Source organism: Spirosoma taeanense (genome assembly GCF_013127955.1).
GTDB classification, from domain to species: Bacteria; Bacteroidota; Bacteroidia; order Cytophagales; family Spirosomataceae; genus Spirosoma; species Spirosoma taeanense.
The window spans coordinates 4,403,705-4,428,069 of sequence record NZ_CP053435.1; the positions used below are offsets into that span (position 1 = coordinate 4,403,705).

At 53.3% G+C, this 24,365-nt stretch carries 16 protein-coding genes; 10 read left to right on the forward strand and 6 right to left on the reverse strand.

Features of this window, described 5'->3' with window-relative positions; genetic code table 11:
* The first annotated feature begins 1 nt into the window (after position 1).
* The 4 genes from HNV11_RS18400 to HNV11_RS18415 are packed head-to-tail and all read left to right on the forward strand — an operon-like array spanning position 2 to position 5,028.
* Positions 2 to 1,114, forward strand: coding sequence for a HEAT repeat domain-containing protein (locus HNV11_RS18400; protein WP_171741054.1), 1,113 nt, complete (start codon positions 2 to 4; stop codon positions 1,112 to 1,114).
* Positions 1,111 to 2,547, forward strand: a complete 1,437-nt coding sequence (locus HNV11_RS18405) for a glycosyltransferase family 2 protein (protein ID WP_171741055.1) — start codon at positions 1,111 to 1,113, stop codon at positions 2,545 to 2,547. Before HNV11_RS18400 ends, HNV11_RS18405 begins: the two co-directional genes overlap by 4 nt.
* 27 nt (positions 2,548 to 2,574) lie before the next feature.
* Positions 2,575 to 3,825 (forward strand): YaiO family outer membrane beta-barrel protein, encoded by a 1,251-nt coding sequence (locus tag HNV11_RS18410; RefSeq protein ID WP_171741056.1) that lies wholly within the window; start codon positions 2,575 to 2,577, stop codon positions 3,823 to 3,825.
* 9 nt (positions 3,826 to 3,834) lie between these two features.
* Positions 3,835 to 5,028 carry a hypothetical protein gene (locus HNV11_RS18415; protein ID WP_240163557.1) on the forward strand — a complete coding sequence of 398 codons (1,194 nt, stop codon included), beginning with the start codon at positions 3,835 to 3,837 and terminating at the stop codon, positions 5,026 to 5,028.
* An 18-nt stretch (positions 5,029 to 5,046) separates the two neighbouring features.
* Here the strand turns inward: HNV11_RS18415 and HNV11_RS18420 are convergent, their stop codons facing one another.
* On the reverse strand, positions 5,047 to 7,089 hold the full coding sequence (locus tag HNV11_RS18420) for an LTA synthase family protein (protein ID WP_240163559.1): 2,043 nt from the start codon (positions 7,087 to 7,089) through the stop codon (positions 5,047 to 5,049).
* A gap of 225 nt (positions 7,090 to 7,314) precedes the next feature.
* Here HNV11_RS18420 and HNV11_RS18425 point away from each other — a divergent pair, with 225 nt between their 5' ends.
* Positions 7,315 to 7,965: a GDSL-type esterase/lipase family protein gene (locus HNV11_RS18425; RefSeq protein WP_171741057.1), complete on the forward strand. Its 651-nt coding sequence runs from the start codon at positions 7,315 to 7,317 to the stop codon at positions 7,963 to 7,965.
* Between the two features lie 254 nt (positions 7,966 to 8,219).
* Here the strand turns inward: HNV11_RS18425 and HNV11_RS18430 are convergent, their stop codons facing one another.
* Positions 8,220 to 10,979 carry an SdrD B-like domain-containing protein gene (locus tag HNV11_RS18430; RefSeq protein ID WP_171741058.1) on the reverse strand — a complete coding sequence of 920 codons (2,760 nt, stop codon included), beginning with the start codon at positions 10,977 to 10,979 and terminating at the stop codon, positions 8,220 to 8,222.
* 87 nt (positions 10,980 to 11,066) lie between these two features.
* The gene (locus HNV11_RS18435; protein ID WP_171741059.1) at positions 11,067 to 14,369 is read right to left on the reverse strand and encodes an SdrD B-like domain-containing protein; all 3,303 of its coding nucleotides are present in this window, start codon (positions 14,367 to 14,369) and stop codon (positions 11,067 to 11,069) included.
* Between the two features lie 792 nt (positions 14,370 to 15,161).
* Between HNV11_RS18435 and HNV11_RS18440 the strand changes: the two genes are divergently transcribed.
* Both HNV11_RS18440 and HNV11_RS18445 read left to right on the forward strand, forming a co-directional pair.
* Positions 15,162 to 18,137 carry a DEAD/DEAH box helicase gene (locus HNV11_RS18440; RefSeq protein ID WP_171741060.1) on the forward strand — a complete coding sequence of 992 codons (2,976 nt, stop codon included), beginning with the start codon at positions 15,162 to 15,164 and terminating at the stop codon, positions 18,135 to 18,137.
* Positions 18,138 to 18,229: 92 nt separating this feature from the next.
* Complete coding sequence (locus HNV11_RS18445; RefSeq protein WP_171741061.1) at positions 18,230 to 18,406, forward strand: hypothetical protein; 177 nt, start codon at positions 18,230 to 18,232, stop codon at positions 18,404 to 18,406.
* A 52-nt stretch (positions 18,407 to 18,458) separates the two neighbouring features.
* Here the strand turns inward: HNV11_RS18445 and HNV11_RS18450 are convergent, their stop codons facing one another.
* Complete coding sequence (locus HNV11_RS18450; RefSeq protein WP_171741062.1) at positions 18,459 to 18,971, reverse strand: phosphoribosyltransferase family protein; 513 nt, start codon at positions 18,969 to 18,971, stop codon at positions 18,459 to 18,461.
* A gap of 148 nt (positions 18,972 to 19,119) precedes the next feature.
* On the opposite strand from HNV11_RS18450, the gene HNV11_RS18455 reads away from it, so the two are divergent.
* From HNV11_RS18455 to HNV11_RS18465, 3 genes are all read left to right on the forward strand, one after another.
* The gene (locus HNV11_RS18455) at positions 19,120 to 19,524 is read left to right on the forward strand and encodes a DUF4783 domain-containing protein (protein WP_171741063.1); all 405 of its coding nucleotides are present in this window, start codon (positions 19,120 to 19,122) and stop codon (positions 19,522 to 19,524) included.
* A 95-nt stretch (positions 19,525 to 19,619) separates the two neighbouring features.
* Positions 19,620 to 20,204: a YcxB family protein gene (locus HNV11_RS18460; protein WP_171741064.1), complete on the forward strand. Its 585-nt coding sequence runs from the start codon at positions 19,620 to 19,622 to the stop codon at positions 20,202 to 20,204.
* 100 nt (positions 20,205 to 20,304) lie between these two features.
* Positions 20,305 to 22,500: a S9 family peptidase gene (locus HNV11_RS18465; protein ID WP_171741065.1), complete on the forward strand. Its 2,196-nt coding sequence runs from the start codon at positions 20,305 to 20,307 to the stop codon at positions 22,498 to 22,500.
* A gap of 71 nt (positions 22,501 to 22,571) precedes the next feature.
* On the opposite strand, the gene HNV11_RS18470 is transcribed toward HNV11_RS18465, so the two are convergent.
* Both HNV11_RS18470 and HNV11_RS18475 read right to left on the reverse strand, forming a co-directional pair.
* On the reverse strand, positions 22,572 to 22,967 hold the full coding sequence (locus HNV11_RS18470; protein ID WP_171741066.1) for a Dabb family protein: 396 nt from the start codon (positions 22,965 to 22,967) through the stop codon (positions 22,572 to 22,574).
* Positions 22,968 to 23,068: 101 nt separating this feature from the next.
* The gene (locus HNV11_RS18475; protein WP_171741067.1) at positions 23,069 to 24,292 is read right to left on the reverse strand and encodes an NADP-dependent isocitrate dehydrogenase; all 1,224 of its coding nucleotides are present in this window, start codon (positions 24,290 to 24,292) and stop codon (positions 23,069 to 23,071) included.
* Positions 24,293 to 24,365 lie beyond the last annotated feature (73 nt).

A 24,365-nucleotide genomic window follows, 5' to 3' on the forward strand; every position in this document is an offset into this window, starting at 1 on the left:
AATGACAACTGTGAATCTGGCTCTGCAACCCCCTGGGCTGGTGGCGCTTTATGAGTACTGGACCGACGAGTTAAGCCCTTTTCAGCTGTTCTTTTTAACGCTGGTTGCCGTTTCAACCCTAACGGCAGTATGTTTAGTGACCTACATCTTCGTGCTGATGCTGATCCGTAACCGTCGGCAACGCTGGGCCGATGCCCTGCAGGCACGGATAGAAGATGAGATTGCCATCTGGCTGGCGGGCGACTACTCTACGTGGGAGTTAGTTATTACGTTCCGGGAAGAGTTGAAAAAAGACCCCCGGGCGGGTGAGGTTATTCTCAGCGTAATCTTCGCCACCAGTAAGTTGTTTCGCCGGGAAGGGCAGTCGGCGTTGCGTGAACTACTGACCAGCCTGAATCTGCACCGCATCTGTTACAAGCTCCTGCGAAGCCGCCACTGGTATCAGCAGGCGTACGCCACCCGAATCATAAGCCAGTTACAGATGGTTCTGGCCCTGCCCGTTCTAAGACGTAAGCTAAAGACGCAGAGCACCACGCTCCGTCTGGAACTGATTACCGCCATGGTTGCGCTAGGCGATCAAACCTGGCTGCAGGATGTTGAACAGACAAACACCCAGCTTTCCGACTGGGAGCAGATTCTGCTGCTGGAGCGATTCCGGCGTCTGGACACCGACCAGCTCCCCCCGTTCGACCTTTGGCTATCCTCCAAGCACCCGGACTGGATTCTGTTCGGTATCCGTCTGTGCCGGCACTACAACCGGTTTGATAAAATCCTGGACATGGGGACGCTGCTTGCGCACGCAGACAGACGCGTGCAGATGGCCGTTCTGGATGCTTTCGATTATCTCGGTTCGCCTGAAACGATTCCGGTTCTGATGGATTATATTCAGCAGGCAACCGGCGAACAACTGCGCTGCGCCCTGAAAGTTCTGGGTAACCAGGGAGATCCGGACGTTATTGACCTGCTGGTAGCTTATACGGAACACGATGACCCGGCGGTTCGGCTAAGTGCCCTGAGTGCGTTGAAGGCAACTGGCCTGTCGAGAAGCGAACTTCAGCAGCTAACCCCCGATACGCGGTATATTGACCATTTGTTTGACCCTAAGCTATCATGAGTCTTAGCTTCCTGGCCGACATACTGACGTATATTTTTCTGGTTTATACGTTGATGCTGATGCTGATCTATACGGTTTCGGCGCTGCTGTCGTATCGGGTGATCCGGAAGCACGTAGCCGAAACGTCGTTTGTCGATTACCGCCAGATTCTGACGTCTCCCCTTTCCCCTAAACTTTCCATTATCGCCCCGGCCTATAACGAAGCGCTTAACATTGTCGACAACGCCATGTCGCTGCTGGCGCTGGAGTACCCGAATTTTGAGGTGGTCATCGTGAATGATGGCAGCAAAGACGATACGCTGCAACGCCTGATTGACGCCTATAAGCTGGAGAAAACAGCCCTGTTCGTGCAGCACAGCGTCGAATGCAAGGAAATTCTGGGGGTGTATAAGGCGCGGGACGAAGCCGTTTCGCACCTGACGGTGGTTGATAAGCGCAATGGCGGCAAGTCGGATGCGCTCAACGCCGGTATCAATGTCTGCGCCGGAAAACTGTTTGCCTGCATTGATGTCGACTGCGTGCTCGAACGCGATGCCCTGCTGCGGATGATAAAACCGTTTCTGGAAGAAACCGACCAGAAGGTGATTGCGACCGGGGGGGTTATCCGGCTGGCCAACGACTGCGTGATCAGCGACGGCCGACTGATTGACATCAACGTTCCCCGTAACCTCATCGCCCGGGCGCAGGTGCTGGAGTATATGCGCGCCTTCCTGCTCAGCCGGGTGGCCTGGGCCAAAATAAATGGGTTACTGCTTATTTCGGGCGCGCTGGGTTTGTTTGACAAGCAAACCGTTATCGAAGCGGGTGGCTATTCGCACAAAACGGTGGGGGAAGATATGGAACTCGTTATGCGCATGCGCCGGATGATGGAGGAACGTAATCAGTCCTACGCCGTGCGCTACATTCCCGATCCCCTTTGCTGGACCGAGGGACCATCGCGCTGGGATATTCTGGGGCGGCAGCGTAACCGCTGGACCCGGGGGTTAATGGATTGTCTGAAGTTTCACCGGAAAGTTTTCTTCAACCCAAACTACCGGATCATGGGCGTTCTAAGTTATCCGTTCTGGTTCTTCTATGAGTGGCTGGCGCCCATTGCCGAATCGCTAGGGCTGATTATGAGCGTAATTTTCTGGCTGCTGGGCCTTATTAACGGCTCCAGTTTCTGGCTGTTACTGGCAACGGTCTATAGCTATGCTGTTTGTCTGTCATGTCTGGCGATCTGGGTCGATCAGAAAACGTACCTGCAGTACCGCAGCAAGCGTGACCTGGGCCGACTGCTGCTGATAGCCCTCATTGAGCCTTTTTTTTACCACCCCTTCACCGTTTACAGCAGCATTCGCGGAAACATCGATTACCTGCGTGGTAAAAAAGGCTGGGGTAGCATGACCCGACAGGGCCTTAGTAAACCCGCAACACCAACACCATCGAGTTAACTTAACCATTCATTAACCAACCGTACTGTGAAAACCCGCTCTTTTGTCTTCGTTACCTGTCTGCTGCTCCGGCTGTTTGCCAGTGCCCAGTCCGGACCCGGCTCCGATGATCTGTTTAAACAGGCCCGGCAGGCTGCCTTCGACAACAAAGATTACGCCCGCGCGATTGCGCTTTGCCAGCAGGCCCTGAAGCAAAGTCCGGATTATGCGGAGATCCGCACCTTTATGGGGCGACTCTATACCTGGAGCGATAAACTGCCCGAGGCTCGCCAGCAGTTTTCGCTGGTGCTGCAGAAAGATTCCACTAATAAAGATGCCCTGAGCGCGGCTACGGACCTGGAATTCTGGAACGACAACCCCAGCCAGGCTCTGGTTTACTGCAACACCGCCCTGCGGCATTACCCAGCTGACCCCGACCTGCTGCTTAAAAAAGCCAGGGTTCTGAACGACCTCAAACAGACTTCCGAGGCCTATACCGTCGCGGCCCAGCTACTTCGGTCGAATCCCGATAACGCCGATGCCCGCGCCCTGGCTGATCGGCTCAAATGGGCAGCCAGCAGGAATATGATTTCCGTAGGGTATGACTATCTGTACTTTGACAGAAATTATAACGACGCCCTGCACAAAAACCCCTGGAGCCTGGCCAATATTTCCTATGGCCGGTCTACCCGACTAGGCACCGTAACGGGGCGGCTCAACTACGCCAAGCGCTTCGGTTCAACCGGTTTCCAGGGCGAACTCGACGCTTATCCGCACATTAATAATACATTTTATAGCTATCTGAACGTCGGCTTTTCGGGCAGTGAGCCAGTGTTTCCGCGTTTCCGGGCGGGGGCTTCGCTCTATGCCAACCTGCCCAAAAGCTTCGAGGCCGAAGTAGGTTTCCGGTATCTGAAGTTCACGGACGAGACGTGGATTTATACCGTCTCCGCCAGCAAATACATCAAAAGTTTCTGGCTGAATCTGCGCACCTATCTGGTTCCGAACAATAGCGACCTTTCGCAGACGTACATTGGCACGGTGCGCTACTATTACGGCACGGCGGATGATTTCATTGCCCTTGCGGGCGGAACCGGCATTTCGCCCGACGAAGCCCGGAATGTGTTACTGGGGCAGGACGTCCGGAAACTGGCTTCGCAGCGGGCCAGTATTGAGTTTAGAAAAAGTTTTGGGGGTTTTATTCCTTCTGTCGTAGCTTCCTGGTTCGCCGAAGACCAGACTAATCGGCCACGAGGTAATCAGTGGGGTATCAGTTTCTCGCTTCGTCAACGCTTTTAGCAGTTCTCCGTGGGCTTTCTGAACAAAAAAAACCGGGTTTATTTTCTGATCGCGACTATTCTGCTGCTGCCGCTGTGGATGTGGCTGGCGTGGTTTTTTATGCCCAGGCGCCCACTGGTGGCGGCTATTGTCGATAAAACGGTGCTTCACCCCGACGGGCAGGAACATATTTCGCTGACGTGGATTCTGAATCACCAGCGTTTCACCAAGACCAAACGGCAGCGCTACGCCATCGGTCAGGATTACTTCGGTTTCTTCCCGATGGAAAACCGACAGTACCGGCTCAAGGGACTGGAGCGTTTTACAACGCAGCAATTAGCCCAGCTCTGCCGGGACAGTGACCTGGCCTATTATACCGATACCTACGGTATTTACCGGCAGGAATGGTTCCAAAGTGATCAGCAAACTGAACGTTCCGGGATTATATACGGGGGCATGAGCCGTAAAGACGTCGAATTTCTGTCGATGATGAAGCAGAACCACAAGCTGGTGATGGCCGAGTTTAACGATATCAACTCGCCTACCGATCCTGCCATCCGGAATCAGTTTGAAACCCTTTTTGGGGTACGCTGGACGGGCTGGATAGGCCGCTTTTTTGACTCACTGGACCCTACCGTTAACGAAGAACTGCCTAAGTGGCTGGTCCGGAACTATAGACGGCAGCATAAGGGGCAATGGCCGTTCACCAAATCGGGCGTTGTGTACGTATCCGAAAATGACGCGGTTGTGGTGCTGGAAGAAGATACGCACCTGGCCCGAAAAGTACCGCAGATGCTGGCTTCGGCAACTGGCCAGGCAAAATTCAATCTTCCCGACCGCATTCGTTACACCTACTGGTTTGACGTGCTGAGCTATAATCCCCGGGTGAATCAGGAAGTGGCCAGCTATGAAGTGTATCCCAATGAGGCCGGTAAACGCGAAATGGCGCGCTACGGCTTACCGACCCGGTTCCCGGCCATTCTGATGCACGACGCGCCGGATTACGGCTTCTATTACTTTGCCGGCGACTTCTGCGACAACCCGGTTAGCATGACGTCGGCTTATTTTCGGGGTATCGAGTGGCTGTCGCCCTTTGCGTACATGACTGAAGGCCTGACCGAACGTAGAGGTTTTTTCTGGCGGGTCTATCGCCCGATGGTTACCCGCATCCTCGAAGATTATTACGCCCGGACGCCGAAACAAAATTCCTCCTCCGGTCGGTAAACTGGTCGGTTTACCCCATCAGTTGTAGCGCGTCAGCAGGGAATCCGGAACGAGTTTGCCATTCATGAACCGATCGTTCTTCCGTTTAAACTGCTCGAACGTAGCGTTCAGGCGATTCAGCTGACCGGACTCGCTGACGGGCTCAAGGTTCATGTTGGTATTGATGCGGTACAGACTGTTCTGATTCAGCATGTATGGTCCCATCACAAAGTCTACCAGTTCGGCCTTGGTCATCTTCAGCGGATAGGCATGAATATTCTGAAACTGGCGGGTTGTATCGATACCGGTTCCCTGCCAGCTCGCGACCGACGGCGTTTTCAACTGGTAATTGTTTTTAAGGAACGCCAGCAACGTCGGTCCTATATCGAAATGGGTTGATATGGAACGGAACGTGGCCCGGCGCTTCAGCAGGGGCGAATACACGATCAGCGGGACATGATACCGGTCGAGTTTGGTCGTCATAGGGATCTCCGGCATCCGGTGATCGCCCGTAATGAGGAAAATAGTCCGGTTGAAATCGGGCCGTTTGCGGTAGGCCGCAAAGAACTCCCGGAGCGCATCATCGGTATAGAGGATGGACGCAAACTGGTAGCTGTATTTCCGCCGATCCTGTTTCTGAGCTTCCGTTAAATTCAGCGACGTAAACCGTTGCTCGGCTTTCTGCAGATAGCGACTCTGTTCATTGATCCGGAATGGATCGTGCGTCGAAACCGTCAGCAGAACCTGCAGTTTCGGGCGTGTATCGGTCGGCGCGTTTACGGACAAATAGTGCCGGAACAGGTCTTTATCGCCATACCCCCACGTAAAGCCATTAGCCCCCGGCATTTTCTGGTACCCCCCGCCAAAAGTTGGTTCATCCAGAATCCGGCTAACCCCCTCTTTGCGCAAGATCGTTCGCATGTTATCAAACTGAGCGTTTCCACCGTAATAAAAGGCCGATTCGTACCCGCTTTTTTTAAGGATTCCCGGCAGCGACAGGTGAGCCGGCATCTGGCTGCCCAGATCCGAAAAGCCCTGCTGGCCGAACGGTAACGACCCCAGAATGGACGGCAAAACCGCAAAGGTGCGACCGCCCTCACTCAAAAAATTCTCCCAATACAGACTCTGCTGCGCCAGTGAATCCACAAAGGGGGTAAAACTGCCCAGGTACGCATCCGGCCCGGTGAACGCCCGGCCTAATCCTTCAACAATGACGATAACCAGGTTGGGCAGTACGGGCGACGGATTGAAAAATGGCCCCAGAACATCCGGCGTTTCATCGGGGTGTAGGAAGGGGTATTGGTTTTCGGCCAGATAGTTAACCGGCCTGATGTCGCTGTCCTTAGCAGGTTCGCCGTAATCACCGATATAGGCATCAGCGTAAATATCGACGCCGTCGTCGGTGTTTCCATCAAAGCGCACGAGGGTCGCTTTGGCCAGATAAGCCGGTTTGTTGATAACCAGGTTATTCGCGTATTCTGACTCCAGTAGCGGCAGCGGCACCCAGGTACTGGCGTTAAATAGGGATACCAGCGCTCCCAGCCCAACCAGCGCGAATGCCCAGCGCACATCGAGCCGAATCCGACTGGTCACGAACTGAACTATCAGAAGCACCAGAACGATGACTCCGACCAGTGCGCCAAGTAGCCCAAGGCTTAGTCCCCCGGCCGCGCCCACTGTCTGGCGGATTTCCTCCATGGAATAACTGTATAGATCAGCGCCCAGCAGCACTGATGTTTTCCCGAAATAAACCGTCAGCCCTGTCTGCACCAGAATCAGGAGAACACAGAGACCCACGTAAACCCAGTGGGCCAGCTTTCCGGAGAAGAACGTCAGGAAAAAATAGATAACAAACAGAGCAAATGAACCCTGCACGAAGAAAATGAAGTCGGCCAGGAAGGCAGCGGCTACGGTGGCTGGCAGTGAGCCCGGCACACCGTGCACCATACTGTTATAGATCAGCTCGCCAATCCGGCCAATAACGATGCTTATTAACCAGGCAATGGAAAGACTGGTGAACCGGGCGATTAGAGGCAGGCGAAGGTGGACAGCGGCTGGAGCAGGAGCTACGGTTAATCTCACGCGAAAGTCAACTATTTGTTACGAAAGTCTCCAAAATTTACACATTATTTTACAAACCAAAAAACAGGAGTCTTTGTAGCAGCCGGCAACGCCTTATTCAGCCCCGCCCTCCAGCGGCCTGTGTGCTTTTCTTTGTTGTACCTTTGGCTTTACCGGGTTTTATATTTTGCCAGCAGAAACCAGTTCAACGAATCCGCGTTGTTTCCACTACCCGACTTTATCTGTATGAAGCTGAGACTTGTCTTCTTTTTAATTGCCATACCGCTACTTTTTGGAGGATGCAAAAAACTGCTGATCAACCCCGCCAAACGGATTGCCTGTATTGGTACCAGCATCACCGATGGCTACGTGCTGCCCGTTGAACAGACCTACCCCTATCAGCTCCAGTTACTGACCAACTCGCCCGACAAAGTCCTGAATTATGGCGTTGGCGGCTGTACGGTCCTGAAAAAAGGCGACCGGCCCTACTGGCAGGCCGAGAAATATCAGTTTGCTCTTCAGTGGAAACCCACGACCGTTATTATCGAGTTTGGCACCAACGACTCTAAGAAACAGAACTGGCAATACAAAGACGAGTTCAAGAGCGATTATCTGGCCCTGATCAACTCGTTCAGGAAACTGTCCAGCTCTCCCAAGATCTATATCTGCATCCCAACGCCTGCTTTTCGCGAGAATTTTGAGATTCAGCCGGACGTAGTGAAGAATGAAATCGTTCCGCTGGTTTATGAGATTGCCAGAGAGAACAACCTGCCGATTATCGATTTTAATAAGCTGATGCTCGATCATAGCGAGCTTTTCCCGGACGGCATTCACCCGAATGCGGAAGGAGCGGCCTTATTAGCGAAAGAAGTGCATAAAGTTATCTCGGCAAACTAATTCGTTCTGCTGAACCTGACCCCGGATACGTAACTATGCCTGGCGTAATACAAATTAGCACATACTGAGTATCCGTTATTGACTCACTATAGCGAATTTGCCCGTTCAACAAAAAAGCCCGGCGATAAGCATCACCGGGCTTTCCCATTCGACATATTCTCTCTATATGTTGCCGTTGATTAGTTAACCTGAACTGGTGAACCAATCAATTTCATTACGTCCCTAACCGGCACTCCGGTTAGGGACAATTCTATCTATCTTATTTTCTGAATGACAACCGGCACGCATTTCGGTGTCGGACATTCGCAGGTGGCGGCATCGAGCATCACCGTCACGTCCGTATAACAGGTGCCCTTGGCCGAGAATAACCGGACGGTGTAAGGCTGTTTTTCGGTCGGGTTCGCCAGATTCGTAAAGCTTACCGATCCATTCACAATAACCTTGTTGCTGGGGGCTCCGTAGGCCGGTCCGCTGCCGTAGCTGTTTCCTTTCACAATATCGGCCCGTTCAACATTCTCCAGCGTTGTCAGGTCAATTCGGGCGTCGTTGTTAGGCGTACCACCGTTACAGGTTGCCACGGTCACTGTCGGAGCTGCTTCATACGTCGGAGCGGCATTTACGGTCACCGTAGCGGCCGTGGTTGACGAGCAACCCGTCGAGAAAGTACACGTTGCTGAGTAAGTTGTCGTCACGAGTGGCGTAACAATCAGCGAGGCTGTGTTGTCGCCGGTGCTCCAGACGAGCGTACCACCCTGGCAACCACCTACCGTCAGCGTAGCGGACTGTCCGGCGCACAACGTTGGCGAATTAACCGTCAGCACCGGTGCCGGATTAACCGTTATGGTCGTGCGGGCATTGTCGCTGCAGCCCTGCGCATTGGTAGCGGTCACTGAGTATACACCACTTGTCGTTACCACGATGGAAGCGGTCTGCTCGTTCGTCGACCAACGATAGCTGGCACCACCGCTGGCGGTCAGCGTTGCACTCTGGCCCTGACAGATCGTCGCGCTGCTTACAGTAATAGCAGCCGTTGGCAGTGGGTTAACCGTGATGCTACCCGTGGCTGTAGCCGAACAACCCGAGCTCGTGGTCGCTGTCACGCTATACGTGCCGGCAGTCGTGCCGGTGGCGACGTTGGGCTGGCCCTGCACCGGAGTCAGACCCGACGAGAAGACGTAGCTGGCGTAACCCGAGGTAGCGGTTAAGCTGGCCGTCTGGCCTGCGCAGATGGTAGCACTGCTCAAGGCCACTATAGGCAGCGGGTTAACTGTAATACTACCCGTAGCCGTGGCTGAACAACCCGAGCTTGTCGTAGCGGTTACTGAATATATTCCTGCGGTCGTTGCCGTAGCCACGTTAGGCTGACCTTGTACTGGGGTCAGACCCGATGAAAAAGTATACGTAGCATAACCAGCCGTGGCGGTTAACGAAGCGGTCTGGCCGGCGCATATCGTCGCACTGCTTAAAGCCACCACTGGCAGCGGATTGACCGTAATACTGCCTGTGGCTGTGGCTGAACAGCCTGCCGAAGTCGTCGCCGTTACTGAGTATGTGCCCGCGGCTGTACCCGTAGCCACGTTGGGCTGACCTTGCGCGGGCGTTAAGCCCGACGAGAAGGTATACGTAGCATAACCCGAGGTGGCCGTTAGGCTGGCGGTTTGACCGGCGCAGATGGTGGCACTGCTCAGGGCCACTATGGGCAGCGGGTTAACGGTTACGGTAGTTGACGCCGTGCCGGTACAGGTGCCGTACGTAGCTGATGTACACGTTACTGAATACGTCGTAGTCATCGTTGGCGCAACGACAATACTAGCCGTTGATTCACCCGAACTCCACTTGATCGAACCATTACCGCAGCCCGTGAGGGTCAGGCTTGTGCTGCTTCCGGCACAAATAGCCGGACTGGCCGGCGTAATGGCGAGGTTAGGCACAATACCGTCTTCAACAATGATCGGACAGCAGCCATTGGCCGGACAATCAACATTGGTGGTCGTTGTAAAGCTGTAGCTGCCCGCCTGTGTAATCGTAAAGCTATTGCCGGTGGCTACGGCTGTTGTCCCATTATCCTTGTACCATTTAACATTCGTATACTGAGCAGGCAGACTGGCTACGTAGCGGTCACCTGGACAAAGCTTTATCGGCACCGATACGCACGCCCGACTAACGTTATTCCGCGTGCTTACTTCGGTATCCGTGGTTGTAACGTAAGCCGTATTATATAAAACACCTTCGGCCTGCGTGTTGACCGTCAGGCTTAGATTCGAAGTTCCGGCAGCGGCTATCGTGCCCAGATTCCAGGTAAGCACCGTCTGGGAAGATGGCGTCGTAGAAACCGTAGCTGCGGGCGACGACGATACATACGTCATACCCGCGTCGAGCGTATCCTTCACGATTACGTTTGTGGCCGGGCCGTCGCCGGTGTTATCGACCCGAATTGTGAAACTGGCGTTGCCGCCTTTCGTCACCTTCGCGGTAGTAGCCGATTTGGTGATGCTCAGATCCGGGTTACCGGCTGCCAGACCGATATCATACGAATCGTTTGGTGTTCCCGCTGCCCCCGTATTGGCATAGACAACGGCCAGGCCGCCGATCAGCTGAGCGTCGCTGTCGAGGTTAGGATCGCTCCCCTGCTTCCGCTTTGTTAACTGGAAGCCCGCGGGAAAATCCGTTGAATTAACCCGAATCTCATAAACCGTATTGGGTTGCAGTCCACCCTTAACACCGGCGTCATCGAAGGCATACTGCCCTTTTTCGTCAGTGCTCGTCTCACCGCGTTGTACGCCGTTCTGATAAAGCCGGACGGGTATCTTCGCGATACCGGGCTCGCCATCATCCTGGATACCATTGCGGTTATAATCCTGAAAGACCCGGTTGCCAATGGCCAGCACTTTAGGGGCCGGAGGATTATCGTCTGGTGTGTAAGCACCGGCTGTTTTGCCCGCCAGTAACAGCAGGCATGCTATCCAGAACAGGCGTTGGCTCCAGAGAAAGCACAAGTCGGAAAGTTGTTTCATAGATACTAGATATAAAATAATCACTCGTTACAGGTTAAGAACAGAGCCGGGCATTCAGACCAACCGAAAGCCTGGTATTGCGTTGATTTACAGCCGGGTAAGAACAAGCTTAGGACATAGCGACGGCAAACAGCTTGAACACGAAGCTACCGGCGTAGTCGTCTGGGTAGTCTTGCAGACCTTGCTGTCGAAATCCCGGATGGTTAAGGTGTATGTGCTTATACCGTCGGCTTTAAAGGTGGCTGTTCCACCAACCGTAACGGTCTGACCGTAGGGTGTGCCGCCCGCATTCAGGACCGTTCCGCCCGTGCCGTTGGCATTGGCATTCAGCACGACTTCAAACTTGTTCGATGCGCCCGGACCGGCCGTCGTTGCCCGCACGGCAATCGTATAATAGTCGTCGGTGGTCGTTGCGTTAGTATTATTGCTGTTACAGGCTCCCTGAACCAGCGTCGTCGAAACCACCGCCTGGCTGACCGTCGCCGTAGCAGATGCCGGGTCTGTACAGCCATTGGCCGAAACCGTCAGGCTATAGGCTCCGGCTGTGTTTGTCGTGAAGCTCTGCGCCATTGATGTAAAGGAATTGGGGCCGGTCCAGCTATAGGTGGCTCCCGTCAAGCTCGAACTCCCCGTCACCGTTGCCGGAGCTGCGCAGGTAATTGCGCCCCCGGTCGCTGTCCCCTTCGGCAGGGGTTTTACGGTTACCTGAATTTCCTGTACCGGTCGGCAGCCATCAGCGGTTGGTGCCGGGTTCAGAAGGGCGTAAACGTAATAGACAACCGGTGTGCTGCCGGTATTGGCCGGAAACGTAACATTAGTGACACTGGCCGTTCCGTTTTCCGGCGTAACCGTCGTCAGCGACGTCCCACCCGAATACGCAGCCGTTCCGCTCTGTGGCGTGGTGAAGTAAACAAACCGGATGGCGTTTGTACCAGTTGCGTTTGTGGTAACATTCAGCGAATTCACCGGCGTCCCCGAACAGACCATCTGCGCCGGGGATGGATTTGAGATGGTGGGACAGGTAACAAAGCCAAAATCGTAGGTATGGTTGTTCTCACCGTAATTACCGGTTGTCAGCGTAATGACCGCGTAGCTGATTCCGTTGATGACCACCACCGTTCCGTCGCTGTCGATGGTGTCGTCCGAGCCTACGTTATCGGCCGTCGGCGTGTAATTCTGGCTGGAAAGGGCCGTCTGGCTCAGCGGCACCCGGAGTTCATAGGTAGTGTTCGGCCGCAGGTTTACGCTGGAACTGTTGAAATAGTACTCGCCGTTGGCATCCGTCAGGGTTGAGGCCACGGCGGTTCGGGAGCCGGGCAGAAATAACTGTACCGTGATGTTCGCCAGGGGCGATGTGCCATTGTCCTGCGTCCCATTCGCACTTGTAGCGCTTCCGTCATTCCAGATGCGGTTTCCAATCTCAATCGGCGACGGATTACAAGTCAGTTCCAGATCGCCCAGGCCGTTTGCTTTTCCATACGTAGCCACGTTCGAACTCTCGTAGACCTGAACGCTCGTAGACGGGCTGCCCGTTCCGTTCGATACTTTGAACCGTCGGATACCACCCGCATCAATATTATCGGTTGGGTCAATCACGATAGAGGCTACTTCGTCCTGTCCCGGAAAAAGGGCCAGAGCTCCCTCACTCATTTCGGTATGGTAAGGGTTCGTAGTGGATGGAATTGCTATGGCATCGTTATAATAGTACTCACCATTACCGATTCCCTGTCCGTTATTTGCGCCCCCCGTTGGTGTGCCGCCACAGATGCGGGCGTTGCGCTCAATCGTCCATTGGTTCAGGTCCGGACTGCATTTGCCGGCCTGCAGAATATCCCCCGGCGAAATGGCCCGGTACAGCTGCGTACTGGACGTGTTGGTTCCGTAGTTATTGTTTCCGTACTGATCGCCGAGCCGGTCCCGAATGCTCAGGATCATGTTGTCGTTTACGTCAAATTCAATTCCCGTCAGCCAGGGCTGTGGATAACTGACATTAGGCAGATCATTACGGGCAAAGCGCGAGGGCACCGACGTAGAACCGGGCTGAACGCTGGTCCAGGGTAACCAGTATTCAGCCCGGTCGGACCCCGATCTATCATTGTTGGTGGCGCCTTTCTTATAGGTGAGCGGAAAGGTGAGCACCTGCGTAAACTGACTATTGACCGGATTGAACTCAAACACGACCGCTTTCATGCCGGTGGTATCGCGGGTGATCAGGTTACTGGATGTTGAGCCCGACCCGAAGTTCGTGGTTGTCGTTGTCGAAACGCTCTCGTTGGTCGTTACCCCGCCGATGTAAACCCGATCCCGGTAATATTTGAGGGCAAACGGCCGGAACGTACTCCCCGAGCGCTGCTGCACAGCCGGCAATGTGAAACTGGTCACATCGGAAGCGGTGGGCGATGTACTGGCCGGATCACCCACGTTAATCCGATAAAGCTTCCGGTCATACAGGTTTACGACGTAAAGCTGTCGGCCATCGTCCGAAATTTCCAGGTCGCCAAGCCCTACTTTACCCACAGCGTCGAATGCCCCCACATCGTAGTTGGCGGCTGTTACGTTAGCGGGTAGATTGGAATGCGGATCACTGCCCGTGTCAAAACCCAGGGCATCGAGGTCAACAAACAGGCCATTGGTGTAGGTTGTGCCCGAACCGGGTTTTGTAATGTAGATAGCGCCTGGTCCGCCCGGCCCTAGCCCCGAATGCCGCTTGATAAACGCCGACGAAAAGACGTACCGGCTGGTTCGCTGATAGGCAACGCCGAACACGGTACCAATCTGGTTGTTGAGCGCGATGGCCGATTCGGCGGGCGAGTTGCCGGTGCTGTTATACGGCAGGGTTACCAGCACACCCTGCGTTCCGGAAGTGCCGCCACCCACGGGATTACCATTAACGTAGCAGGGTACTAAAAACGACGGATTTGCCTGACAATAGTCGGCGGGATTATTAATACCCAGATTCAGCGTAGCGGGCGAAGAGGAAGCAAACTGAACAGTCGTTCCACTCTGGCTTCCTTTCGGGCCGTCAAAATAGCCCGAGGGCAGGTTTGTGAACTGAACTCGATAAGGTCCACCCGCTGAGGGCGTAATGGAATACGTACCCGTGCTGCCGGTGTTCGCCGTTCCGAGTACGACCCCCGTCTGACTATAAACCGTGACGGTCACATTGGCAACGCCAATTTCGCCAACGGCGGGCGCTACTGAACTGTAGTTGCGGGCTCCATTGGCATCGAAATCCCGGTAGACAGTCCCAGTAATCTGCGCCAGTGCTGGAGAAACTACCGACAAACTTAGCGTTATCAGCACCAGCAGACACTTGCGAAGCTGAGATGTAAGACGTACGGCAAAATACGAAGAGAATAAATTAAATAAATAGTAAACGTATATTGCCATATACGATAGTTAAAGTTACGGTTCTGACCATTAAGAGGATTTGAAAAATCGCTGCCGCCATTCTTATTTACTGAATACCCGGGGGAACGGCACAGAGCCTCAGACAAAAAAAATGCCATAATGCACCTTCATAGGGCAGTATCTTATCCTATACGCCCTGTTTTAAACAAAACGGGCAACCTAGTCGCGCTTACAATTATTGACGGAAAAGGCTATATATATGTGAACTTTATATACTATTTATAAACTTATAATTAACTAATCTAATTGATTAATAGTTAGTTATGTTTCTACGTAGCAGTCCCCGTTGTATGCCCGAAAAATGTGTTCTATTTGAATAGTCACCGGCTAATTTTTAATGACTTTCTAATCCTAGGTCTGCCCCGTAAACCTGCATAGAATACGGCAGAGTCACTCTGGTTTTGGATGACCAGACCAACGGATTTCTGTAAGTATTGCGCAAAAGGAAGCGGGCTGCGCTACGAATACTGTGCCAATTTTTATTGCCCCTGTTTATTTATCTGAAAAAATCTGCCCGCCCGCATTCCCGGGAAAAATTGCCGTTTGATAATGTTAGTTTATTTGTCTCCGGCATTTTCCGAGTTCGGTTGTGCAAATTGTTTCTATTCGTATATTTGAGGTCATCAGGTTGTAAAATAGAGCCTAACTACCTGATAGTTAAAAGTTTAAAGCCTCGTTTTACTGACCTGTCCTTTTCTGTTCCTTAACCATTTATGCTTTTCGTATCGCCCGATCCGGCTAAGGACTGGGAAAGGTATTGACAACCATATCATGAAAGTTTCACCGTCCGAACCCTTCCAGATTGTCTACTCCTTACTGGAGCACGAATTTTTGGGCTACCTGATCGAGGCCTTCGTGATTCAGCGTAACGGACGCGGTGAATTAACGCTGCTGAACCAGACGCTGTCGAGCCAGAACGTAGGCGAGTTCGCGCAGGAACTGGACGAACGTGATTTTGAACTGGTCAGGCTCATCGACTGCATTCAGCAGGACGTGATTGTTAAGAAGTTCAATACACGCAGGCTCCCGGCTGTTGATTTTTTCCTGAAGATTTATGACCCGCAGAAAGGGGATAAACTCGTGCAGGAGGCTATCTGCGGTTACCTCGAAAACTTGAAGGCGCAGATCATGGCCCTGATGGCCGACAAGCCTTTTTACATCATGGGTAACGACGGCAATCCAGCCTGGGCGCCCATTGTCTGGATGCCTGAGCCCGCGCGGGTTCATTTTCATTTTGTTCGCAATGCCGATTCAACCCATTACTTTCCCATTATTCGCTACCCGATCGGTCAGAATGGCGAAACGGAGCGGGTCGAGTTCCAGTTTAAGGACGCACTAATGATCTGCGACGAGCCGGCTTATATGATGGTTGGCAATCGGGTATACCACTTCACGAAGAGTGTGGACGGCAAAAAGCTGCGGCCATTCTTCGCCAAGAACCATATTGTTATTCCCAAAAATATCGAGCAGCAGTATTATGAGCGATTTGTATCGCCCCTGATTGCGTCGTATGACGTATACGCCAAAGGGTTTGAAATTCGGTCGGAAGCCATGGAGCCGCTGCCCATGCTGACGGTCTCCGAGATGGTCGCTTCGAGCCGCACGGTAACGCCCACGCTGCTGAAAACTGCTGGAAACGCATCGGACGTTGCCGAAACCGACGACGATTCCAGCCAGCGGATTGCCTTCGACTTATCCTTCCGCTACGGTGAGTTTGCCTTCCGCTTCGACAGTTTTGGCCCGTCGGCCAATGTCAGTCTGGAGAAAAAAGGTGAAGAGTATATTTTCCATAAAATTCGTCGGGATCAGCGCCTGGAGCGGCAAAAGCTGGCATTTCTGCGCGATTCAGGTCTCGACCTGCGCCACGGTCGGCTGGCCATCCCTAAATCGGAAGCGTTCGACTGGCTGGCCAACAACAGCCTTCGACTGCAGGAAGCCGGGTTCCTGCTCCAGCAGAGCGCGCAGGATGCCAAACGGTATTTCCTGGGCTATTCCAGCATTAACGTATCAATCCAGGAAGGTCGCGACTGGTTCGATATTTATGCCAATGTTCGGTTTGGTGAATTCGAGATACCGTTCCTGAAACTGCGGACGCTTATTCTGAATAAGAAACACGAGTTTACGCTGCCCAACGGCGAAGTAGCCGTTATTCCCGACGCGTGGTTCACCAAATACTCCGAACTATTTGGATTCATCGAACAACCCGACGGTACGGATCAGATGGTGTTGCAGAAACACCACCTCGCGCTGGTGCAGGAACTCGAACGCGACAACCTCGCCACAACCGTCATGAGCCGTAAGCTCGAACGGCTGCGCGATTTTGAAGAAATTGAACCCTTTCCGCTCCCCGCCCACTTCAACGGAACGCTGCGCCCCTACCAGAAGGCGGGTTATGACTGGATGAATTTTCTGCGGCAGTATCGCTTCGGCGGCTGTCTGGCTGACGACATGGGTCTGGGTAAAACCGTTATGACCCTGGCCATGCTGCAGGGCCAGAAAGAAGCGGGCGCCATGCACCCGAGTTTGCTAGTCATGCCAACGTCGCTGTTGTATAACTGGGAACTGGAAGCCCGTAAGTTTACCCCCGACCTTCGGCTGATGGTGTATACCGGTACGTATCGGGATAAGAATACGGCTCAGTTCGATGACTATGATCTGATCCTGACCTCCTACGGCATCGTTCGGATCGACATTGACCTGCTGAGCGACTACCGGTTCAATTACGTAATTCTGGATGAATCGCAGGCGATTAAAAACCCGTCGTCGCATATTACGAAGGCCGTCATGCAGCTCAACGCGGCTCACCGGCTTATCCTGACCGGCACTCCGCTCGAAAACAGCACGATGGACCTCTGGACGCAGATGTCGTTCATCAATCACGGTCTGCTGGGCAGTCAGTCGTTTTTCCGCAACGAATTTCAGATTCCGATTGAGAAGCGTCATGACGAAGTCAAAACCGGGCGGCTGTATAGCCTCATCAAGCCGTTTATGCTCCGCCGGAACAAGGCGCAGGTAGCTACCGATCTGCCCGAGAAGGTCGAAAGCGTACTCTACTGCGAAATGACGGCCGATCAGGAGAAACAGTACGAAGAAGCCAAGTCGTATTACCGCAATCTGATTCTGGAACGGATTGAGGAAGACGGCATGGCCAAGTCGCAGATGGTGGTCCTGCAGGGCCTGACCAAACTTCGGCAGATTGCCAATCACCCGCGTATGGTTGACGAAGGGTACGAAGGCGATTCGGGTAAGCTCGACGATGTTCTGATGCGGCTCGAAAGCGCCATGACCGAGCAGCACAAGGTCCTGGTGTTCAGCCAGTTTATCAAACACCTGAGCGTTGTCCGGCAGTATCTGAAAGAGAAAGGTATTCAGTATGCGTATCTCGATGGTTCTACGACCGATCGCCAGAGCCAGGTCGAACTGTTCCAGACCAACGACTCGGTTAAGCTGTTTCTTATCTCGCTCAAGGCCGGTGGACTGGGCCACAACCTGACAGCCGCCGATTATGTATTCATTCTCGACCCGTGGTGGAATCCGGCCATCGAGGCTCAGGCCGTAGACCGGGCGCACCGCATCGGACAGCAGAAGACCGTCTTTACATATAAGTTTATCGCCAAAAACACGGTTGAAGAAAAGATTCTGGCTCTGCAGCGCTCCAAGCAGCAACTGGCCGGCAGCCTCGTCACAACAGAAGAAAACTTCATGAAGTCGCTGACTAAGGAAGATATTATGGTGCTTCTGGAGTAGTCACATGAACCATAGGGTTAATTTTTGGGAAGATGTTGGCCGATCTTAGTTATCAAGCCGGTAATGCATCATTCACTTATTTCATTCAACGTATGAACACCAAAAGCGTACTTGGCATGATCCTGACTCTGGTCGGACTGGTTGGCCTGATTTATGGCGGTATTGATTTTACCCAGGGGGGCGTTTCGCAGGCTTCGTTTGTTTACCTGATTCTGGGCGCGGTTTTCTTCTTTGCGGGCGTGGGCCTGATCCGCAGCACAAGAACGTAAAGCCCGAAAAGCAGCAGGCATAGGAGCTAATCCTTCACCTGCTGCTTTTTCGTTATTGCAGATACACGCCCATGCGTTTGGCGTCGCCAAGCACGACCTCCACATGTTCGGTCAGGGTCGTACTCAGTTCATACCCTTTATAGTCGGCCGCGACCGGATAGCGCGGGTGGTTACGGTCAATCAGCACTGCCACCTGAAGTTTACGTACCGGCACACTCAGGAACGGCTGAAGACTGAAGACCAGCGTCCGGCCGGTATACAGCACATCATCAACGACAATGACCACCTGATCCGTAAAGTCAACCGCCGGACGGTCGGGCTGAACGGTCGGCTGAACGGCCTGCTTCTTATCCAGCTCCAGCCGGAGCAACTCGACCGTAAAGGGGGCAATCGTCTGTAATTCCCGCGTCAGCATCTGGGCCAGCACAAATCCTTCGCCCGAAATGCCCGCCAGCAGCAGAGCGGGTTCCTCAAAGTTGTTTTCGTAGATCTGAAAAGCAATTCGTCGGACTTTCTGGCGAATCTGTTCGGCGTTCAGAATAAGCGTCGGCTGGTTGGGTTTCATGCGGTCGGTAAGACAATTACAGGCGCAAAGATGGGAAAAGTCGGAACGTCAAGGAAGCCGGTTACTCAGGCGACGGTATTAATCCCGCTAAAAATTGCCTTTGGCATAATTTTCGCACGAATCCGGTATAATCCTCTGCTGCGCCCTCATGAATTTTCTGGCAATCCTGTTCCTGCTGCCTGGGCTGTGGCTGGCTCCCAAAAAGCCAGTACCTAATTCCAGCATTATTGAGGTGGTCAAAACTTCGCTGCGTAATGGTAACGCGGGCCAGTTATCAACGCGTTTTGCCCGGAAGATTGAGCTGATTATTGATGCCCAGCAGGTTGAATTTCCATCGGTAGAGGCTACGCACGCCGAGTTGATTCTGCGCACGTTCTTTCGAAAATATCCGCCCCACCGTTTTCAGTTCGTGTACATGGGGTCGTCCGACCGGCTACGGTATAGCACCGGCACCTACCAGACCAACGGCCGCACGTTTGCCGTTTACGTTCTGATGGCCCAGAACGCCCACCATCAGTACGAAATCAGTACGCTGCATTTCCGGAATGAATGAGCTCAAAAGCGCTTGTTCTTCCCTTGTTTCCTGTCCGTTCTCTTCACCTTTCCTACCAACAATCCTCTATCTTTGCACTTTCTTTCGGAAGTGTTATGATTGTTAAAACCAAAAAATACGCGTTAGACCAAAAAACGTATATCAATATCGCCCTCAAGCAGTGGCTGCGCGATAACTGGAAGTGGGCCTTTCTACCGCTGGGCCTGATTATTCTGAACATCGTTTTGTATGCCACGGGGACGTTTGATCATTATTGGCCTGCCATCGTTATTCTGCTGCTGACGATTTTGTATGTTCTGTTCTGGGCGGTGCAGATTACGGGAATTGCGCAGATGGAGCAAAGCAAAGCCCTGTTTCAAAAATACATCTACGAGATTGACAGCCGCCAGATCTTAATGCGCATCAATCCCAAGGAAGGCGGTCTTCTCAAGTGGGATCAGATCAGCAGCGTCAATAAAGATAAAGAAGCTTACATCTTTTATCTGGACAATGCCGAGGCTATGAAGAACGTAAAGGCGAACTGGATTGCTCGCACCGTTTCTAAAGGATTGGCCAAGGCCCAGTTTCTCTACCTGCCCTACTCGATCTTTAACAGCGAGCACGATCTGAAGTTTACGGACGCCATTCTTCGGCGTAAAGGTCTGTTGCCGGATACTTCCCCGGCCGAAACGACCAAGTAAGTCTGATCCACTTTTTAAAACAGAGAGGCACAAAGAACTCACAGACCTGGCTCGGTGTTCTTTGTGCCTCTCTGTCAATACCGTCAAACCTGAACGATCCATGGCGAAGCGCCAACTCTTCCTTCATCTCCTTCTTCTGCTGTTTATCGGGTCGGCCGCTGCCCAAACCCGGCAGAATATTACGCTCGACGATATCTGGGGGCGCAATCAGGGCCTGCTTAATCAGCGTACCGTAGCGGGTGTCAACTGGATGAAAACCGGGGGCTACTACACGACCCTCGACGCCGGACGGATCGTTACGTTCAGCATCGTCAGCGGTCAGCCCGTCGAAACGCTGTTCGACCAGCGGCAGGCGACTTCCTTAGGCGCAGCCCGGCCTTTGCAGATTGACGACTATCAGCTCTCGGCCGACGAACGTAAGCTGCTCATCACTACCGAAGACGAGCCCATTTACCGCCGGTCGAGCCGGGCTGAGTTTTTTGTCTATGACCTGACAACCAAACGCCTGACGCCCCTCAGCCGGGGCGGTAAGCAGCAATACGCTCAGTTTTCGCCCGATGGTAAACAGGTTGCTTTTGTACGCGACAATAATCTGTTTGTCGTTGAGCTGGCGACGGGTAAAGAAACCCAGCTCACTACCGATGGAAAACGTAACGAAGTCATCAATGGCGGAGCCGACTGGGTATACGAAGAAGAGTTCAGCATGTCGCGGGCGTTTGAATGGTCGCCGGACAGCCGGCGCGTGGCCTGGATTCGCTTCGATGAAAGCCGAGTTCCCGAATACGACATGCAGCTCTGGGGCAGTCTGTATCCGGTAGAGTACCGCTTCAAATACCCCAAAGCCGGGGAACCGAACTCGCTCGTAACGGTCTGGGTGGCCGACGTCACGACTGGCAAAAAGGTCAAGGCGCAAACCGGAACCGAAACGGACATCTACCTCCCCCGGATTCAGTGGACCAAAAACGCCAGTCTGCTATCCATCCGGCGGCTCAACCGGCTTCAGAACAAGCTGGATCTGCTGCACGTTAACGCGACGACCGGACAGGCCACAACCGTGCTGACCGAAACCAGCCCGACTTACGTCGATCTGGAATTCACCGACGACCTGACGTACCTGCAGGATGGCAAGTCGTTTGTCTGGAGCAGCGAACGCAGCGGCTATAAGCACCTGTACCTCTATGACCTGAGCGGCAAACTGATCCGGCCGATCACGACCGGTACTTTTGAAGCGTTCAACATTGTCGGTATTGACGAGAAAAACCAGCGCGTTTACTTTCTCTCGACCGAAGTATCGTCACTCGAACGCCAGTTGTACCGAATTGGCCTGGATGGGCAGAACAAACAACGACTGACCACGGAGCCCGGTACGTACACAGCTAATTTCAACCCCGATCTGACGTATTACCTGCTCTACCATACTTCGGCCAGTTCGCCCGTAACGGTTAGTCTGCGGACTACCCAAACCAACAATGTTGTGCGGGTTCTGGAGTCGAATGATGCCTTGAAGAACCGCCTGGCCAATTACAACATCGCGTGGAAACAGTTTTTCCAGACCAAAGCCGCCGACGGTACGCTCCTGAACGCCTGGATGATCCGCCCCACCAATTTTGACAGCACTCGGAAATACCCAGTGTTGATGTTTGTGTATGGCGGTCCCGGTTCGCAGACGGTCAAAAACGATTGGGATACACGGGATTTCTTCTGGTGTCAGGTGCTGGCCCAGAAAGGCTATATTGTTGTCTCGGTCGATAACCGGGGAACCGGCGGGCGGGGGGCAGCTTTCCGCACGGCTACCTATGCACAACTCGGCAAACTGGAAACCGAAGATCAGCTGGCAGCCGCCCAGCAGCTAAAAACTCTTCCTTACGTTGACCCGGCGCGCGTTGGTATCTGGGGATGGAGTTTTGGGGGCTACATGACAGCCCTGTGCATGACGCTCGGTGCTGACGTATTCAAGATGGGCATATCGGTCGCGCCCGTAACCAACTGGCGATTCTACGATACGGTCTATACCGAGCGATACCTCAAACGCCCGCAGGAAAACCCGTCGGGCTACGACGCCAATTCGCCCGTAACTCACGCATCCAAGCTGCGCGGTCCTTATCTGCTCATTCACGGCACGGGCGATGACAACGTTCATTTTCAGAACTCCGTTGCATTCGAGAACGCCCTAATTGCCGCCGGGAAGCAGTTCCAGTCGTTCTACTACCCCAACCGCAACCACGGCATTTACGGCGGCAATACCCGCCTGCATCTGTACACGATGCTGACTAACTTCGTGGAGCAAAACCTGTAGACAACGCAGCAAACACGCAGCCGGGCAGACCACGTGGTCTGCCCGGCTGCGTTTACGGCAATACGGACGCTTTATTTTGCCTGATTGGTAAAGTCGACAACGGTGACCTCAGCCAGCCAGGGACCTACTACTTTCCCAAATTCTTTGTGGGCCGGATGCGGCAGATACGCATCCCGGTCTTTTTCGTTGTCAAACGTCAGGATAAACGCGTGCGTCAGCCCCTTGTTCAGGTTTTCGGGACTATGGTTGGTTCCCCACTGAAAGCCTTTGATTTCTTTGATTTTTGACGGCAGCGCTTCAAAAGCGGCTACGATCTCTTTTACCTTTTCCGGGGTTGTTTCGGGTTTGAACTTAAACAGAACAATGTGTTGCACCACGGCAGTCTTCATAGGTTTACGGGGCGGTTTGGCAAATGTGCTAACTGACAGCAGAAAAGCAACGGCCAGCAGTGGAAGGATTTGTTTCATGATTGCGCGTTTTCCATAGTAAAGAAAAGAAAGGTGCCACCCTAATCAGAGTGGCACCAAAACATTTTAGCATGCAGCGTTCGACAGCACACTAAATTAACTTACGCCTGAAGTTTAGCTTTCAGGTTCGTGTCCAGGGCTTCGAGGAAGTCCTCCGTATTCAGGTAGTGCTGACCCGCCACAAGGTTCGTGTCGTTGGGGAATACCGAAATCGCCAGATCCTTGGTCATCTTGCCGCTTTCGACGGTTTCCACGCAAACCTGCTCCAGCGCATGGCAGAAGTCAATCAGCGGCTGGTTGCCGTCGAGCTGGCCCCGGAACGCCAGACCACGCGTCCAGGCGTAGATCGAGGCAATCGGGTTGGTTGAGGTTTTGTTGCCTTTCTGATGCTCGCGGTAGTGGCGCGTTACGGTACCGTGGGCGGCTTCGGCCTCCATCGTCTTGCCATCCGGCGTAACGAGTACAGAGGTCATCAGACCCAGTGAGCCAAAGCCCTGCGCAACCGTATCCGACTGTACGTCGCCGTCGTAGTTCTTACACGCCCAGACGAAGTTACCGTTCCACTTTAGCGCCGAGGCCACCATGTCGTCGATCAGGCGGTGTTCGTAGTGAACGCCTTTCGCCTTGAACTGACCCTGGTAAATCTCTTCGAAAATATCTTTAAACCGACCGTCGTATTTCTTCAGAATGGTATTTTTGGTCGAGAGGTACAACGGCCAGCCTTTCTGCAGAGCCATGTTAAAGCAGGCCATGGCAAAGCCACGAATCGACTCCTCAACGTTGTACATACCCATCGCTACGCCCGGTCCTTTGAAGTTGAACACGTCGAACTCCTGCACCTGCCCGTCTTCGCCTTCGAACTTCATGGTCAGTTTACCAGCGCCCGGCACAACGAAATCCGTAGCCCGGTACTGATCGCCAAACGCGTGGCGGCCAACGATGATCGGCGCAGTCCAGTTGGTGACCAGACGTGGTACGTTCTGCATTACGATTGGCTCGCGGAATACTGTTCCATCCAGGATGTTGCGGATGGTGCCGTTGGGCGACTTCCACATCTGCTTCAGGTTGAACTCCTTCACGCGGTCTTCATCGGGCGTAATGGTTGCGCATTTGATACCTACACCGTACTGCTTGATCGCGTTGGCCGCATCAACCGTTACCTGATCGTTGGTTTCGTCGCGGTACTCGATGCCGAGGTCGTAGTATTTAATGTCAACATCAACGTAGGGCAGAATCAGCTTGTCTTTGATAAACTTCCAGATGATGCGGGTCATTTCGTCGCCATCCAGTTCGACAACCGGATTCGCCACCTTAATTTTTTCCATTGGACTTGGGTATAAACGATTGAGAAATACGATACGAAAACCTGGCCGCAAAGGTAGTGATTCGGCGGGATTC